12 protein-coding genes and 1 riboswitch are annotated in these 16,911 nt (G+C 52.1%); of the genes, 2 read left to right on the top strand and 10 right to left on the bottom strand.

The window, feature by feature from the left end; genetic code table 11:
* The first annotated feature begins 166 nt into the window (after window positions 1–166).
* Window positions 167–2,902, top strand: a complete 2,736-nt coding sequence (gene alaS, locus ADN00_RS00905; protein ID WP_075061064.1) for an alanine--tRNA ligase — start codon at window positions 167–169, stop codon at window positions 2,900–2,902.
* Between the two features lie 103 nt (window positions 2,903–3,005).
* Here alaS and ADN00_RS00900 read toward each other — a convergent pair whose 3' ends face one another.
* The 10 genes from ADN00_RS00900 to ADN00_RS00855 form a co-directional block, all read right to left on the bottom strand.
* Entirely contained in the window at window positions 3,006–4,151 is a 1,146-nt protein-coding gene (locus tag ADN00_RS00900) for a metallophosphoesterase (protein ID WP_075061063.1), read from the bottom strand.
* 120 nt (window positions 4,152–4,271) lie between these two features.
* Window positions 4,272–5,735 carry an aminomethyl-transferring glycine dehydrogenase subunit GcvPB gene (gene gcvPB / locus ADN00_RS00895; protein WP_075061062.1) on the bottom strand — a complete coding sequence of 488 codons (1,464 nt, stop codon included), beginning with the start codon at window positions 5,733–5,735 and terminating at the stop codon, window positions 4,272–4,274.
* Entirely contained in the window at window positions 5,728–7,077 is a 1,350-nt protein-coding gene (gene gcvPA, locus ADN00_RS00890; protein WP_075061061.1) for an aminomethyl-transferring glycine dehydrogenase subunit GcvPA, read from the bottom strand. Before gcvPA ends, gcvPB begins: the two co-directional genes overlap by 8 nt.
* The gene (gcvH, locus tag ADN00_RS00885; RefSeq protein ID WP_075061060.1) at window positions 7,077–7,469 is read right to left on the bottom strand and encodes a glycine cleavage system protein GcvH; all 393 of its coding nucleotides are present in this window, start codon (window positions 7,467–7,469) and stop codon (window positions 7,077–7,079) included. Before gcvH ends, gcvPA begins: the two co-directional genes overlap by 1 nt.
* Before the next feature lie 155 nt (window positions 7,470–7,624).
* A riboswitch (glycine riboswitch) is annotated at window positions 7,625–7,727 on the bottom strand.
* A gap of 141 nt (window positions 7,728–7,868) precedes the next feature.
* Window positions 7,869–10,157 (bottom strand): WD40 repeat domain-containing protein, encoded by a 2,289-nt coding sequence (locus ADN00_RS00880; protein ID WP_075061059.1) that lies wholly within the window; start codon window positions 10,155–10,157, stop codon window positions 7,869–7,871.
* Entirely contained in the window at window positions 10,148–10,723 is a 576-nt protein-coding gene (locus ADN00_RS00875) for a 4Fe-4S single cluster domain-containing protein (RefSeq protein WP_075061058.1), read from the bottom strand. Before ADN00_RS00875 ends, ADN00_RS00880 begins: the two co-directional genes overlap by 10 nt.
* Complete coding sequence (locus ADN00_RS00870; protein WP_075061057.1) at window positions 10,720–10,938, bottom strand: DUF2997 domain-containing protein; 219 nt, start codon at window positions 10,936–10,938, stop codon at window positions 10,720–10,722. The genes ADN00_RS00875 and ADN00_RS00870 overlap by 4 nt, the downstream gene beginning before the upstream one ends.
* Window positions 10,939–10,950: 12 nt before the next feature.
* Window positions 10,951–11,304 (bottom strand): DUF1257 domain-containing protein, encoded by a 354-nt coding sequence (locus tag ADN00_RS00865; RefSeq protein WP_160317446.1) that lies wholly within the window; start codon window positions 11,302–11,304, stop codon window positions 10,951–10,953.
* A gap of 46 nt (window positions 11,305–11,350) precedes the next feature.
* Window positions 11,351–12,940, bottom strand: a complete 1,590-nt coding sequence (locus ADN00_RS00860) for an Hsp70 family protein (RefSeq protein WP_075061055.1) — start codon at window positions 12,938–12,940, stop codon at window positions 11,351–11,353.
* A 127-nt stretch (window positions 12,941–13,067) separates the two neighbouring features.
* Window positions 13,068–14,600, bottom strand: a complete 1,533-nt coding sequence (locus ADN00_RS00855) for an AAA family ATPase (protein ID WP_075061054.1) — start codon at window positions 14,598–14,600, stop codon at window positions 13,068–13,070.
* Between the two features lie 144 nt (window positions 14,601–14,744).
* Here ADN00_RS00855 and ADN00_RS00850 point away from each other — a divergent pair, with 144 nt between their 5' ends.
* The gene (locus ADN00_RS00850; RefSeq protein WP_236691456.1) at window positions 14,745–16,907 is read left to right on the top strand and encodes an aldehyde ferredoxin oxidoreductase family protein; all 2,163 of its coding nucleotides are present in this window, start codon (window positions 14,745–14,747) and stop codon (window positions 16,905–16,907) included.
* The last annotated feature ends 4 nt before the right edge of the window (window positions 16,908–16,911 follow it).

Raw genomic sequence — 16,911 nt, 5'->3', positions numbered from 1 at the left:
TACGATGGGCGGGTGCGCAGACCGCCCATTCTTTTTGTTTTCAGCGAGTTGAAATTCAAAAGGAGTTTATTGATTGTAAGGAATGGATCGCTTATAATTCTATTTCAGCGGAATTGTACAGGTTTATTAATATTTCAATGTGGAATGGTCAAAAACAGGAGAAAAGATGGAGAAGAAATTGACAGGTGCTGAGATTCGACAGTCCTTTATCGATTATTTCGTTAATCAAGGGCACACCTTTGTGCCTTCTTCGTCATTGGTTCCAGGGGGCGATGCTACCCTGTTGTTTACGAATGCCGGTATGGTGCAATTCAAAGATGTTTTTCTGGGAACGGACCATCGCGCATATAGCCGGGCGGTCAATTCGCAGAAATGTATGCGTGTAGCCGGGAAACACAACGATTTGGATGACGTGGGCCGCGATAATACGCACCATACTTTCTTCGAAATGCTGGGAAACTGGTCTTTTGGCGATTATTATAAGAAGGAAGCTATTACCTGGGCGTGGGATTTAATGACCAATGTGTGGGGGATTGATCGCAACTTGCTCTGGGCCACCTGTTTCAAAGACGAGTATGGAGAAATTCCGGATGATTCTGAGGCCAAAGAAGTATGGTTGAGCCAACCAGGAATGCTGCCTGACCATGTTGTTTTCAGCGGACGAAAAGACAATTTTTGGGAGATGGCGGATACTGGTCCATGCGGACCATGCAGCGAAATCCATATTGATTTAGGACCGCAACACTGCGATAAGAAAGATGATCCCAACCACGTTTGCCGGGTTAATGGTGATTGCAAGCGCTATCTGGAATTGTGGAACTTGGTGTTCATCCAGTATAACCGCAAGAGCCCAACGGAATTGGAACCACTTCCGGCCCGCCATGTCGACACAGGGATGGGTTTTGAACGGATCGTTTCGGTGTTGCAGGGAAAGCAGTCCAACTACGAGACCGATCTTCTTTCTCCATCGATGGACAAGGTGATGGAGTTAACGGGGGATTCGGCTGAAGAACGCGCTGCCAATCTTACTCCCTACCGGGTCATTGCGGATCACAGCCGCTCGGCTTCCTTCCTGATTGCGGATGGCGTCATCCCGGGGAATACGGGTCGCAATTATATCTGCCGGATGATTATTCGCCGGGCGGCACGGTTTGGCAGCAAGATCGGGTTGAATGAACCATTCCTGGCCCAGGTTGCCGAAAAAGTGATTGAGACGTATGGCGAAGCCTACCCGGAACTGGTTAAGAACCGCGAGATCATTCTCTCCAGCCTGACACGCGAAGAGAAACGGTTCAAACGGACCGTGGAAGCAGGCCTTACCTATTTGAATGAACTGGTTGGTGGCATGAAATCGCGCAAAGAAAATGTTCTGGATGGCAAAGAGGCATTTGAGCTTTATGCCACGCATGGACTGCCGCTGGAGCTGACCCGCGATATTTTGCGCGAGCAAAATTTGGACGTGGATGAAAGCGGTTTCCGCGCCGCGATGGAGGAACACCGGATCGCTTCTGGCGGTGGAAAAGCGATGGGTGCTCTGGGCGGTGAAGATGCCGATTTGTTCCGTGAAGTTTTTGAAGAGCTGCAGGCCAACGGAAAAGTTTCCAGTGATGGAATTGCCTATGACCCTTATCACGATTTGAATATGGAGGGCGAAGTACTCGCGCTGGTGAAAGATGGTGCGGTTGTTCCTTCCGCAAAAGTGGGCGAGTCTGTTTCCGTTATTCTCCCGCGCTCCATTTTCTATATCGAATCTGGAGGTCAGGTCAATGACACTGGAAAAATCACCTCACTGGATGGCAGTTCGTGGGAAATAGAAGTGGAAGACGTGCGCCGACCAGCGGCTGGTGTTGTGGTGCATGTAGGGAAGGTGGTTAAAGGCGAGGTGACAGTTGGCGATATGGCCCTTGCGGCAGTAGATGTGCGCCGGCGGCGAAATATCATGCGCAACCACACGGCTACGCACCTGCTGCATTCGGCGCTTCATAAAGTGTTGGGTCATCATGCCCGCCAGGCCGGTTCGCTGGTTGCGCCAGACCGGCTGCGTTTTGACTTTACTCACCCAGATGCGATTTCTGCTGAGCAACTGGAAAAAATTGAGGCGGATGTAAACGCCGCCATTCAAGAAAACCACACGCTGCGCATTGTATGGAAATCTCTCGATGAAGCCCTTCAAGAAGGGGCGATGGCCTTATTTGGCGAGAAATACGGTGAGCGCGTTCGAACCATTTCCATTGGAGACACCAGTACTTTTTCTTATGAACTGTGCGGCGGTACGCATGTGGAAAAAACGGGCGATATTGGCATGTTCCTGATTACCGCAGAATCGAGCGCCGCCGCCGGCATTCGCCGTATCGAAGCGGTTACTGGTGAAGGTGCGTATGAACTGGTCCACAAGCGGTTGAAAGCCCTGAAGTATACTGCTACTTTGCTGGAAGCTAGCATTGACGAAGTTCCCGAAAAAGCGCAGGTTGTCTTGAAACAGTATGAGCTGTCGCAGAAGGAAGTGGGCAAATATAGGCAGCAGCAAATTGCGGCGCAGTTTAAGCAGTACTTGGACGCACCGCAGACAGTCAAAGGGGTGAGTGTGGTGGCCGCCATTCTTGAAGACGCAGACGCGGATACCCTACGGCAGATGACCGATCGCTTCCGCGATCACTACTCATCCGGCGTTGTGCTGTTGGGAAGTGTGATTAAGGATAAACCGATGTTGATTGCGGCCGTTACGGATGATCTGGTCAAGCGTGGGTTGAGCGCGGGCAACCTGGTGAAATCCGCGGCTGAAATTGTTGGTGGAAGTGGTGGTGGGCGGCCTGTGCTGGCGCAGGCAGGCGGAAAAGATGCGAGCAAACTGCCGCAGGCTATCCAATCGGTTGTTGCATATATAGAAAATGCGCTAAAATAAGTACTGGAATCTATCTGCTTCTTTGGCTGCGCCGGTTCAAAGAGGCAAGAAAAAAGCGGTCCCTTGGGAGAGGAACCGCTTTTTATTTTCTACGTGGGTTTGGTTATTGGTCGCTGCCAGAAAGTTCCCAAAGAGTAATTTCTGGGGGGCAAAGGAAGCGCACGCGCGGAGCGCCGGCCCCTTCCAGCCCGATGCCCCGGCTCACGTAGAGAGTCGTCTGATCCAGGTGGTAGCGTCCCGCTTCAAACTGCTTGCCATACAATGAGCCGGTAACAATCGCGCCGTACCAGGGTAGGCGAACCTGGCCTCCGTGGGTGTGGCCGGCCAAGTGTAAGTCGATTTGATGAAGGGCAGCGTCGGGGGCTAAGTCTGGGCTGTGGTGGAGAAGGATGGAAAAACTTCCGTTTTGCGGGCTGATGATTTTCTCCAGGCGGGGAGCGTCTTCAAACGGCTTGTGGGTGCATGTCAGCCCAATGATTTGCAGCCGGGTGCCTTCTATATCCACTTCGGCTGTTTGATCATTCAGCCAGGTGATTGGCAGTCCTTCAATAATTTTTGGAAAGTTTTCTTCCAGGTCAACTGCAGGGCTGCCGGTTACAAGGTATGTGCCGTATGGCGCTTTCCATTTTTCCATGATCTCACGGGCTGAACGCCAGGCCAGATCATCTTTGAGGTAAGAGAGGTTGAGGATATCGCCGGAAAATAAGATCAGGTCGGGTTTTAACTGTTCGACCATGCGGTTGAGCTGCTTTTCGCGGTAAGTGATTCGCTCCACATGCAGATCAGCCAGATGAAGAATTCGTATCGGCCGGGAGGATTTTATTTTGGGGCTGCTCAGTTTTTGAACTCCGAACCGGATGAAATGCGGTTCCACCCAAAAACCATAAATTACCAACATCGCGCCAACCATTTGCGCGACCCAATTCCAGGGGGCGGGAATGAAGTTTAAGATAATGCGTCCAAGCGCAAGAATAACCAGCGGTGGTTTTGGCGGTCCATACGATAGACCGGCTCGCGGTAGTGACCAAAGCATTATCCAATCGAGTATAAAGAATGTGAACAACAGCGCTGCGTTGGTTATATTACCGAGATTGAGCAGGTATGCCAGTAAGAATAGCAGAGCGGCCAGAAGTAATGAGTTAATGTCCTGGATTTTCGCAAAGCGATGCAGCACCACATCGAGATCGTTGCCTGTGGTGCCGGGAAAATTTTTAACGGAACGAAAATCTTTCGGTTTGATGGATTCCATGGTTCACCTGTAATTCATGAGTACTCAATATATATCCAAAAAAGGAATAGATGTCAAATCAAAATAAAACGATAAGCCCGGCCTTGGTTGGGCCGGGCTTGAGGTTGGAATCAGAGTCTTTTAGCCGTAAGGAAGATCGCAGGAACACAGAATCAGGTCTTTGGCAGCTTTGACTTCGTTAAGGCGGCCCACCGGGGTGTTATGCGGCGCGTCTTTCAACAGCGCGGGTTCGTTTTTCGCTTCCTCGGCAATCTTGAGCAGCGCGTCCGCGAAGCGGTCCAGCGTTTGTTTGGATTCCGTCTCAGTTGGCTCTATCATCAATGCTTCGTGAACGATGAGCGGGAAGTAGTTTGTGGGTGGGTGGAAGTTGTAATCGATCAGACGTTTGGCAATATCCAAAGCGCTGACTTCGGGGGCTTCATTCCAATGACCTTCTGCAACAAATTCGTGCATACAGATGCGGTCGTAAGGCACATGATAGACCCCATTAACCAATGCGCGCACATAGTTCGCGTTCAATACCGCGTTTTCAGAAATTGTGCGGAGACCATCTGGGCCGTGCATGCTGATATAGACATAGGCGCGCACCATCATCGCGAAGTTTCCAAAGAAGGATTTCACGCGGCCAATGGAGTGCTCTGGCATGGTGAAGCCGAACAAGGGTGGAACATCTTGACTTCCTTCTTCAACCACCGTCACCACGGGACCGGGGATAAAGGGCGCAAGGTGCTGCTTAACGCCGATGGGACCAGATCCAGGTCCGCCACCTCCGTGCGGGGTAGAGAATGTTTTATGCAGGTTGAAATGCATCACGTCAATTCCCAGGTCACCCGGGCGCGCGATACCCAGCAAAGCGTTTAGATTCGCGCCGTCTCCGTAAACCAACCCACCAGCCTGATGCACAATTTCAATCGCTTCGATAATACCCTGTTCAAACAGCCCCAGCGTGTTGGGGTTCGTCAGCATAATTCCCGCCAGGGTGTCATCACAGGCTGCTTTCAGGGCGGCCAGGTCAACATTGCCTTTTTCATCGGTGGGAATGGCCACTGTTTCAAACCCGCACATGGAAGCCGTCGCGGGGTTGGTACCGTGCGCTGAATCGGGGATGAGCATTTTCTTGCGCTGCGAGTCGCCGCGGTGGAGATGGTAGGCGCGAATGGTCATAACGCCAGAGAATTCTCCTTGCGCGCCGGCGGCTGGCTGCAGGCTGATTGCGTCAAATCCACTGATTTCGGCCAGCCACTGCTGCAGCTCAAACATCAATGCCAGGTTGCCTTGAATGGTTTCGGTGGGTTGGAGCGGATGCGTGAATGCAAACCCAGGCAGGCGGGCGGCTTCTTCATTCACTTTCGGGTTGTATTTCATGGTGCATGACCCTAAAGGATAGAAGCCGGAGTCGATGGAGTAATTCTTTTTCGAGATATTGGTGTAATGGCGGACTACGTCCAGTTCTGAAAGTTCTGGCAGGGGCAGCGTCTCTCGCACCAGTCCTTCAGGCAAGGGCGTGGTGGGAACATCCGGATCGGGGTAGCGCACTCCCTGCCGGCCAGGGGATGACATTTCGTAAATGGTTGGCTCACGCATGGCTGACCTCCCGGAGAACATCGCAGAGCAGGTCGATTTCGCCGCGCGAATTCATCTCGGTTACTGCGACCAGCATAGCGTTTTTCATGTTGGGGTAGGCTTTCTTCAGATCATACCCGCCCAGGATTCCCTGGTCGAGCAGGTACAGGTTGAGTTCATCCACCGGGATGGGGGTTTCGACTATGAATTCATTGAAGAAGGGAGAATCTACCAGCACTTTGAAGCCTTTGATCTGGTTGATTTTTTTGGCGGCATAGTGGGCTTTGTGGTAGCACAATTCAGCCACTTTTCGCAAGCCGTTTTTGCCCAACAAACTCAGGTAAATGGCCGCGGCTAGCGCCATAAGCCCCTGGTTGGTGCAAATGTTAGAGGTGGCTTTTTCGCGGCGAATATGCTGCTCGCGCGCGGTGAGGGTGAGCACGTATCCACGATTTCCGTTTTTGTCTTCAGTTTCGCCAACCAGGCGGCCAGCTACTTTGCGAACCAGCTCCTTTCGGGTGGAGAAAAGCCCCAGATACGGACCGCCATAGGAAAGCGGCAGCCCCAATGATTGGCCTTCTCCAATCACAATGTCCGCGCCGAATTCGCCCGGGGGCTTAAGCAGACCGAGAGAAAGCGGATTAACCGCGACCGCCAATAACGCCCCAGCTTCGTGGACTTTTTCTGCAATTGCAGAATAATCAAAAATACGGCCGAAGAAATCGGGATATTGGACGACCACCAGAGCAGTCTGGTCATCAACCAGGGAGAGAAGATCTGCCGGATCTGACAACGGCGATTCAAGATTCGGTGTAATGACTTGCGCACCTCCCATTCCACATACATAGGTGCATAACACATCTCGATATTGTGGGTTGAGAGCAGGAGAGGCAATGAATTTTGTGCGTTTTCCGCGGAAATGATGGAAGGCCATGATGCCTGCTTCTGCCACGGCGGTTGCGCCATCATAGTGGCTGGCATTGGTTACTTCCATGCCCGTCAGGCCGGCGATCAGGCTTTGAAACTCAAAAATAGCCTGAAGCGTACCCTGCGAAACCTCGGGCTGGTAAGGCGTGTAAGCGGTATAGAATTCACCCCTTCGCAGCAAGTTGTCTACAGCGGCTGGTGTGTAATGATGATAAGCGCCGGCGCCCAAAAAACAAGCCAGGTCTTGGGCTGATTCGTTTGCACTGGCCAGTTCTCGGACTTGTTGGAGCGCTTCCATTTCTGAAAGCGCTTCTGGTAAGTCCAATTTTGGGAAGCGAACCTTTTCAGGAACATCCGTGAAAAGGTCTTCGATCTTGTCCACCCCGATTGTTTTGAGCATTTCTGCTCGTTCCTTCTCGGTGTGTGGAGTAAACATTAGCTTTCGCGCTCCTCGCAATACTTTTCGTAAGCGGCAGCATCCATCAGGGCATCCAGCTCAGCTGGAGCACTCATTTCTACTTTGAGCATCCAGGCACCGGCATAAGGATCGCTGTTGACTGTATCTGGGGCATCAGCAAGCCCTTCATTGACTTCGACTACTTTTCCGGAAACAGGTGCGTTAACGTCCGCGGCAGCTTTGACGGATTCGAGGGTCGCCACTGTGGTCCCGGCTTTGACCATATCATCCACTGAAACGGAGATCTCAACAAAAACTACATCAGAAAGATGGTCCTGCGCGTAATCGGTAATGCCGATAGTGGCAATATTGCCTTCCACTTTCACCCATTCGTCACCTTTTGTGTATTTCAATTCACCTGGTATTTTCATATTATTCTCCTTCTGTGTGATGTTAAATTGAACTGGTTAGATTAAAAAAAGAACGGCGCACGCAGAACACCGGCGTGTGCCTCTGTCGCTGACCTGAGAGATTCACCCCGATCGTGGGGTTTGCACCTTCGGTGTCTTTCGACTTTCCAGAGGGGTTTGATAACAGGGTCCTTTTACCTGAGAGATTCGCCCTGAGTTGCCAGACTCAGAGTTTGCCCCTTCGGTGCCGTGATCGACGGTCTCTTCCCCATCACCATAAAATATTCTTTACGTCTTTGATTTTAAGGAGTGATGTGCGGAATGTCAAGCAATCGGACTATCAATTGTCTGGCAAATTCAAATACCGGTCTGCAAGGCAGTGAAAACGCACACTGTTCATTCCGGCTCTCCAAAGTTTGATTATTCAATTTGGATGTCAAATTCGCCGATCGAAATGGCGGGGCTTTCTGAGATGACAATATCGTGCCGGTGATTATACAAAATCCCCGCCTTGATCAATTCGAGCCAACACTTTTCCTGGCTGGCTACCCCACTATGCTTTAGAAATTGATCCAGCTCTGGTAAAGCTGAAAGCGTCAGCCCGGCCAGCGGAGTTCTCGTCAGCAAAGTGGTTTTTAGCTCCCAGCGGATCAGATTGCCCTCAGCGCCCAGGCTGATTAATTCTGCTCTAAACGGATTGAAAAGCAGACCGGCCACACGCTGAGTGTGCGCCTGCCAGGCTGGTAATACTTCTTCTCCATTGGATAGGTGGTAGATGGCAATTTTTCCGCTGGCGCTGGCAACCACCAGATGCTGGTCTTCTTCGATGAGCTGAAGATGGGTGACTGGCAAAAGGGAGAGGGGAATCTGTATCTGGTTGAGCAGCTTTCCGCTGAGGTAATTCCAAACTTTGAGAACAGGCTCGGATGTGCTGGCTGATACCGCGATTTCACCGCCCAGGGACGCGGCTAAGGCGTGGACGCTTCCCTCATGCGCCGAAATCTCACGGACAAGGTTGGCTTGAGGCAGTTGGAAGATACGAATATTGTGATCTGCTCCAGCCGTCAGCAAGAAACGGCCAGCCCCGCTGATGGCTAACGTGTGCAATTCCTGTGCGGACTGCCACAGCCGTGCTGGCGCGGGCGCGGAAGGAAACTGCCAGGAATATAGGCTGCCGTCAAAGCCGCAGCTATACATCATTCGGCCGGTTGTGTCGATGGCAAGAGCTTTGATCAGGTTGGTATGCCCCTCCAATGTTTTGATGATGCGGCGCGGTTTTAGCTCAATGATGCGGATCTGATGATCGCCGCCCGCGGCTGCCAGGTACGCGCCGGATGGATCAAAATGTAGAGCACGCGTCCCCGGCACTTTTCCGAGAGAGATTGGTGCAGGCTCTGGATCTGATGAATCAATGGTGTGTAGAAAAATCTCTCCCGCGCCACCACCGAGAGCAATGGTCTGCGTGCCGGTATGCATCGCCAGACAGGTGGCGCGGTCTGTGAATCGTTTGGATGCGTGTTGGAGTGGAGAACGTCTGGTGTTGTCGGAGCATTGTTCGCACAACGTAAGCAGGCGCTGGTATTCTTGATTTTCCGATTCAGCCTCTGGATGCCATTGAGCATATTTAAGAACTTCTAGGATTTTTTTGCTCCAAACTGCTGATCCGCGAGTGGACAACTTCCACAGCTCCGCCCAGCGTTTTTGATTGGTGAGTGCTTGAACAACCACTTGCCAGTCGGAGTCGGTCAGTTCGGACGACCACAATGACTTGCGAGCGTTTTGCTGCGACACTTGTTGAATCCAATCCGCGTGTCCGCTCTGGCGCGATTGCTGCAAGATGCGTTTTCGCAGGCTGGGGCTGGCTTTCTGGTATGCCGAAACCAACAGGCGGTGCTCATAATCGGTTTCTTCGTATTCTGTCCAGGCATCTGCGAGAAAGAGGAAGAGCGCTTTCCGGTCATTGTCCAGCGGCCTGTGGCCGGAGCGAAGGATCAGGTTGGCTGCCTGCGCTTGCTCGTATTCAAACCACAGATCAGTTAAGAGTTCCACATACGGTTGCGGCTCTGATTCGCAAAGCCAGGTTTGCGCACGATCAAAAAATAGCTTTTCTTCCTGCGCTGAAAAACCGGGGAAATATTTCACCAGGAGAGAAAAATCTTCTGGAATACGCAGTTCGTGGGCGCGTGAAAGCAAAGCCCATGCGGTCAGGCTGTGTTTTTCGGCCGCGAGAATCAAGCGCGCTTTTTGGGGAGCACCGGCCTGATCAAAGTACGCGTTGAGAAGGGCGTAATGCGGATCAAATGCCAGAAATTGGTCTTTATCTGCTTGCATCAGAAGAAAGGCCGCTTTCCACTCTGGTGTGTCAATCTGGATATCGCGGATGTGGATCAGGTCGCCGGCTGCTGAAAGGTCGTGTTGAAGGTACAGGTCATACAACGCCCGTGCGGCCGATAACTGGCCCCCGGCTGCCATTGTTCCCAATGCCGCGAGTGCCTCACTGCGAATGAGTTGTAGCGGATTGGCAAGAACCGCCTGGGTGAGGATTTCCGCAGCGGTGTCATCACTGCGTCCCTGGAGTTTTGCGACAATTCCGAGATAGATTAACTCCACCTGTTCTGCTGGCTCTAAATGATCGGCGGGAGCGGATCCAAGCAGGCACTGCCGCAACGCTTCTGTATTGTCATACTGGGGAGCGGGTGTTATTTCCATTGGAGGGGGTCAATTCCACTAAATTGTAAGTTGCCGTTGGCGTCGATGATCACCTCAGCAGGGGGGATGGAGAAAAAGTTGGATGCGCGGTAGCGGTTGGTTAGAAAATGGAAAGTCTTGTTGGACGAGCCAGCCAGGTGTTGGGCGGCGCGAAGCGATTGCACAAACGGCCCGGCGATCAGCACGTCTACTTGCTCCAGCAGCGGCTCTACTCCTGGCAGCGATTGGATGTGCGGCCAGGCGTAACCCGAGAATACTATGATGGAAAGGTGGCTGGCTTGACACTTGATTTGCCGCAGCAAGTGGGCAAGCTCTGCCAGTTGCAGAAGCGGCTCGCCGCCGCTGATGGTGATGCCTTCGATTTTGTTTTGGCGGTCAAGGATTTTGCGCGCAATTGTATGGGTTGAAATCCATTTACCGGCTGTGAGCGAATGCGTCTCGGGGTTAAAACACCCCGGGCAGTTGATCGTGCACCCCTGCGTCCAGATCACGGTACGCGTTCCCGGCCCATTCACCTGGCTGAAGGCCTGAATGTGGTGGATGCGTAGTCTGTTTGTTGGGGTCATTTACGCGCCCGGTTTTTCTCTTGCGGACGGATGGCAGCTGCCGATGAGCTGGATTCAATTGCTTCGGGCGTGAGCTCGCGAGAAATCACTTTATTCCCTAAAGCAGCTTCCAGGTCACGGGTTAGGTCCAGGCAGGCTTCGCCTTTCACGCCACGTACGTGGAGTTCGACTTCACCATTTTTGGATATGGTAATTTCAATTTCTTGCAGGTCCATGATTGTATCCTGTTATGCCATGCGGCGCAGCACCAGACGAATGTTTTGGTTGTCTTCTGTTTTTTCTTCCACCAGCGTAAAGCCTTGCTCGGTGAGCCGGGCAATCGCGGCATGGTACGCGTAGCGCTGCTGAAGCTGCTGGGTGAATTCTTTTTTTGTCGTTTTCATCACTCCAAACCAATCGGCGATGATTTCATACTTGCCAGATCGAAAGCGTAAGCCGATGGGATATCCCACATCGAATTTCACCAAAACATCCACTTTACGCTGCGCCCCTTGAAAGCCGTCCAGGAGCAGGTCCTGGCCTTCGATATAGGGTAAGTTCAGGTCTTGCAAAGCGCAAAGCAGGAACTCTTTATCAACCATATTGGTTTTCAAACGTGAAAAATGAGACATGGTAGCCTTTGAGAATTCAGGTAAGGTGGATCACCGGTATTTGGCTCAGCACTAGCTGACCGGTTACCAGGTCGCGAGCGGTAAGGGTTAATTGCTTGTGCTCATCAACAAAGAATTGTACATCAAAATAAGCCTGTCCCCGCGCAACCGGTGGCGTGGGTTGGAGAAAAGTAGGACGGTTCTCGTTCATCCAGAAAAGCGTGCGGTCCTCAACTTCTTGCGGAGTTACCGGTACCATTCTGGCCGCGCCGTTGGGATCAAATACCAGCTCTAGCGACTCTGATTGGAGGAGTGAAGAAAGACCTCTTTCAAAAATGGCAAGTCCCATATTTTGCTGACCATCGTAAGCGGCTTTTATGGTCAGCCGGGCAATAGGACTGGAGGTTGGGTAAGGGGTACCTTTTTTGACTATGTCGCGGTACTCGTGTTCGCCGGTATCTGGGTTGATATAACGAATGGCATAATCGTGTTGGATGTGATCATAAAAGCCGACCCCCGCGACAAAGGCGGCCGCGCCGGTGGCAACTGCGTCCAGCGGGCGGTGTGTTTTGACTTTATCTTTGCCGAACATACGTTTGAGGGTGCGAATCACCGCTGGTATTTGTGAGCTCCCGCCGATGAGCAGGACTTCTGAAATGTGATCTTCGGTAAATCCACGCTCGTAAGCGGCATTGAGCGCGTGGCGGATGGTCTGGTGAATGGAGGTAAATAGTTCATGGTCTTCCAGTATTGCTTCAAAATCATCACGCGAGAGTTGCCATTCCAGGTCTGCGTCGGAGTCGGGATTCTGAATGGAGATGGCAGCCTGGGTTGTTTGAGTCAGTGTCTCTTTGGCCTGCTCGCAGGCCACGAGCAGTGCGTTGCTGATGGCCGCGGCAGCTGCTGAATTGGCGCCTAGCCCCCAACGCTTGAGCGATTCCTGGTAAATCCATTGATCCAGCGTCGCCCCGCCCACTGCGAGGCCGGATTTTCCCAATACCCGGCAGCGGCGGCCAACCAGGCGGGTCTGGTCGTCTTCGATCATGACCACAGAAACATCCATGGTTCCGCCGCCAAAATCAAAGATTAGAAGCACACGTCCGGGCTGAATGTGAATTCCATAGCCAAGAGCAGCGGCGGAGGGTTCGTCAATCAGGCGAAAGCGTGGAGCACCAATTTGAAATGAAATGCGTGATAGCCAGTCTTCATAATGCTCGTAGGCTTCGACCGGTACGGTGAAAGCAATTTCTTCATCGTGAATGCCCAGTTCCTGGACAGCAAACCCCAGCAGCGTTCCAACGAAGTCTTGACCGGCCGTGGAGGGGGTGATTTCCTGCCCGGCTCGTATAATTTTCAATGGGCTGCGCGTGCTGATGTAGCGTTTCATCCAGCGTAACGTGTGGGGCGATGAATACAGGCCGAGTTCCATTACCTGCTGACCAATCCATTTTTGCGAATTCTGGCCATAGTGAATCACGGACGGAATGATGGAGACGGATTGTTCGCCGGAAAAGACACGCTTGCCAAAGCTTTCCAAATGGTAAGAAGACGCCTGCCGGGCACTTTCGTCCCAGAGCGCCAGAATTGTGTTGGATGTGCCAAAGTCGATGGCTAGGCGGCCGGTCATTCTTGATTCCTCATCGCAGAGCGCGAATGATTATTTTACACCAGGAAGGGGGCGATATGAAGCTGATTGAAACGTTCAAAAAGCGCGGCACTCGTCCGCGCTTTTTCAAGTGGCGGCCATGAGAAGGTTAAGAAAGGTCCAGTTGAATGCGCACAAATTGGTCGGCGGCTTCTTGCGCTTCGCGGAAAGATGCGGATTGGGCCCGGCCTTCACGCAGCCAGTTGCGCAACGCTTCCACCTTCTCTCGTTGGGAAATGGAAAGCGGAACCTGTTTGTGGAAGGAAGTGAGGATATCGGCGCTGGTAAACTCGCGTTGCTGGTCGTTAAAGCCCAGGTACATTGCGTCGATGATGGCCTGCTCAATTTCTGCGCCGACATACCCCGCGCATTTTTGGGCTAGTTCTTCCAAATTGTAGTCTTGCGGCTGGCGGCTGCGCTTGCGCAGGTGGACAGAGATGATCTCTTTGCGCTCCTCCAGGGTTGGCAGATCGAGGAAGAATATTTCATCAAAACGGCCTTTACGCAACAGTTCGGGGGGGATGGAAGAAATGTCGTTGGCGGTGGCTACCACAAAAACTGGAGAGGTTTTTTCTTGCATCCAGGTGAGAATGGTGCCAAAGACGCGTGTGCTGGTGCCGCTATCCAGACCGCCATGCGCCAGGGCTTTTTCGATTTCATCGATCCATAAAATACAGGGAGCGACGGTTTCGGCGAGTTGAAGGGCGCGGCGAGCACGCTCTTCGGACTCACCTACAAGGCTGCCGAAGAGAGATCCGACATCCAGGCGCAGAAGCGGCAGGCGCCACAGCCCGCCAATCATTTTTGCGGTAAGGCTTTTACCCGTTCCTGGGATTCCGATCAAGGCTATCCCCTTTGGTGAGGGCAAACCATATTTGCGGGCTTCGGCGGTGAAGGCGCGCTCGCGCAGACGCAGCCAGTCTTTCAGCACGCCCAGACCGCCCACGTCATCGGGTGTTTCGCTGACGGCGTAAAACTCCAGCGCCTCGCTCTCGCGGATGATTTGTTTTTTCTCTTCGGTAACAAGCTCAATATCGCGGTCATCCAGCGAGCCAGACCGGACAATAGCGCGGGCGAAAACACGCTGCGCCTGCGCGGCGGTTAATCCGAGGGCCGCCTGAACCAGTTTTTCGCGTCCCAAATCGGTGAGGTTAATTTTAATACCTGCCGGCTGGGTAAGATCCAGCAGTACTTGCTCCATCTCCTGACTGTTGGGCAAGGGGAATTCTACCAGCACACTTTCGTTTTTAAGTTCTTCAGGGATGATGCCAGCAGGAGTGGTGATGAGGATCGATTTTCGGGTGTATTTGAGTTTTTGGCTCAGTGAACGCAGCTTGCGTTTAATGATCGGGTTCGACCACACCTCGTGGAAATCTTTGAGAATAAAAAGCGAGCAGTGATTCTCGTCTGCGGCCTCAATTTTTTCGAGGGCGGCCAGAGGGTCTTTGGCAACTGGAACGCTGCCAGAGGTTTTGGCTATCCATTGAAAGCCGTCGGCGGTATCCCAAGATTGGCAGCCACGGCCGGTTTTGTCGCACAGGGCGCGAATTGCCTGAATGGCACGCTCTTCTTCAGAACTGACCAAAATAATGAGTGTGAAACGGGCTTTAAGATAGAGGTCTAGCTGTTCAGTAAATATCATGGGTATGTCCAATTATAGGTCTATGGAAGCTAAATGATAAGCATCGTTGTAATCCGTGATAAACCTATCTTCGAATTCGGATGCACCTATTATATAATGACTACAGGTGATTTTAACCGACAGATTCTTAACCGGAGGAATAACATGGCTTATATCCGCCAGGAAATGAGCGAGCAGCGAGAAATTATTCAACAGTATTCCTATGAAACGAGAGCAGTACATCAAGGATATGCAAACCGCACCTTGTATATCAATTTATCAAGTTCTGAAATTAAGGAGCGGCCTGTTACCCAACAAATGAAGGATATTTTTACTGGCGGGCGCGGGTTCTGCTTATGGCTGTTGTGGAACGCGGTGTCTGAAAAGACGCAGTGGAATGACCCGGAAAACGAATTGATTTTGGCTAGCGGGCCGATTGGCGGCATCATCCAATATCCTGGCTCAGGGAAAACCACTGTGGTAACCCTTTCACCGCTCACACATAATGTGTACGACAGCAATGGTGGCGGCTATTTTGGACCATATCTTAAATTCTCTGGCTGGGACGCGATGGAGATCCAGGGTAAAGCCAATGAGGATGTGATCCTTTTCATTGACGGCGATACGGGGACTGTGCAAATTGAGTCCGCTGGAGATTTGCCCTCAGACACGCACCTTCTGAGCGAAATGCTCACCGGACAGTACGCCGGTTCCGAAGAAAACATGCGCAATATTTCGGTTGTTTCGGCCGGTCAGGGAGCGGAGAATTCTCTACTGGGTGGTCTCAATTTAAGCTTTTATGACAACAAACGCGGAGAGATCCGTTATAAGCAAGCCGCGCGCGGCGGGGTGGGGCATGTCTTTCGCGATAAGAAGATCAAAGCTATTGTGGTGAAGTACAGTCACCTAAGCGCGAGCAGCAATGGCCCGGCAAAACCGGAACTGATCCGCGACGCGGGGCGGCGGATCAATCAGGAAATATTGGGGCTGGATAATAAGCAGAATAATATGCGCACGCTGGGCACAACCAACCTGGTTGAAATCATCAACCATACCGATCTGCTACCAACAGAAAATTTTCGCTACGGCAGTGACCCACGCGCGAAGATGATTAGCGCCGAATACTGGCGTGACGTGTTTGATCATACCAGCCAGGATTCGTGCTGGTATGGCTGCAGTATGGCTTGCGCACATAAAGTAAATGATTTTGTATTGAAGAGCGGCCCGTATAAAGGGCAAAAAGTGCTGGTGGATGGCCCGGAGTATGAGACAATTGGCGGAATGGGCTCCAATATTGGCGTTTTTGACCCTGAAGCGCTGCTGGAATTCAACTTCTACTGCGACACCTACGGCCTGGATACGATCTCGATGGGATCTTCAATTGCCTTCGCAATGGAGTGCTACGAGGTTGGCATTTTGGACCAGCAAGTTACCGGCGGATTGGATCTGACCTGGGGTAATTCTGATGCGGTGCTGGAAATTCTGCACCAGATTGCGCGTGGATCGGGATTCGGTTTGGTTATTGGGCGCGGAATCCGCGAGATGAAGAAAATTTTCGCTGAGCAGCTTCATGCCGATCCGCAGTTCTTGCAGGATATCGGGATGGAAATTAAGGGGCTTGAAATATCAGAGTATATGCCGAAAGAATCCCTGGCGCAACAAGGCGGCTTTGCGCTTGCAAACAAAGGCCCCCAGCATGACGAAGCCTGGCTGATCTTTATGGATATGGTTAAAAACCAGATTCCGACCTTTGAGGATAAAGCGGAGGCCTTGCATTTCTTCCCCGTTTTCCGCACCTGGTTCAGTCTGCACGGTTTATGCAAGCTGCCCTGGAATGATATCATTCCAGAAGATAATTACCTGGAAAAAGAACCGGCGAAAGTGCCGTCGCATATTCGTAATTACCTAGCCCTCTATGAAGGGGTAACGGGCACGCCGATCACGCAGAAAGAACTGCTGGAGCAATCGGAGAGGGTGTATAACTTTCAGCGGATTTTTAACCTGCGCATGGGAACCGGCACACGGGCGCATGATTACCCGCCATACCGGGCGGTTGGGCCGGTGACGGAGAAGGAGTATTTATCGCGAGTGGAGCGCTATGACCGCGATCTGCGGGAAAAGGTGGGGGTAGACCCGGACAAAATGACACTCGAAGAGAAAATTCTCACCTTGCGCCGATACCGTATGGATCAGTACGAACAATTGGTGGACGCGGTTTATAAACGGCGCGGATGGGACCATGATGGCGTACCCACCCTGGAAACCGTGCGTAGGCTGGGAATTGACTTCCCTGATGTAGTGGCGTTAATCAAAGCGCACGGTGGATAGGCCG

It is taken from the genome of Ornatilinea apprima (assembly GCF_001306115.1).
Classification (GTDB): Bacteria; Chloroflexota; Anaerolineae; order Anaerolineales; family Anaerolineaceae; genus Ornatilinea; species Ornatilinea apprima.
Note: the sequence above shows the minus strand (reverse complement) of the source record. Positions and strands in the feature narration are given on the sequence as shown.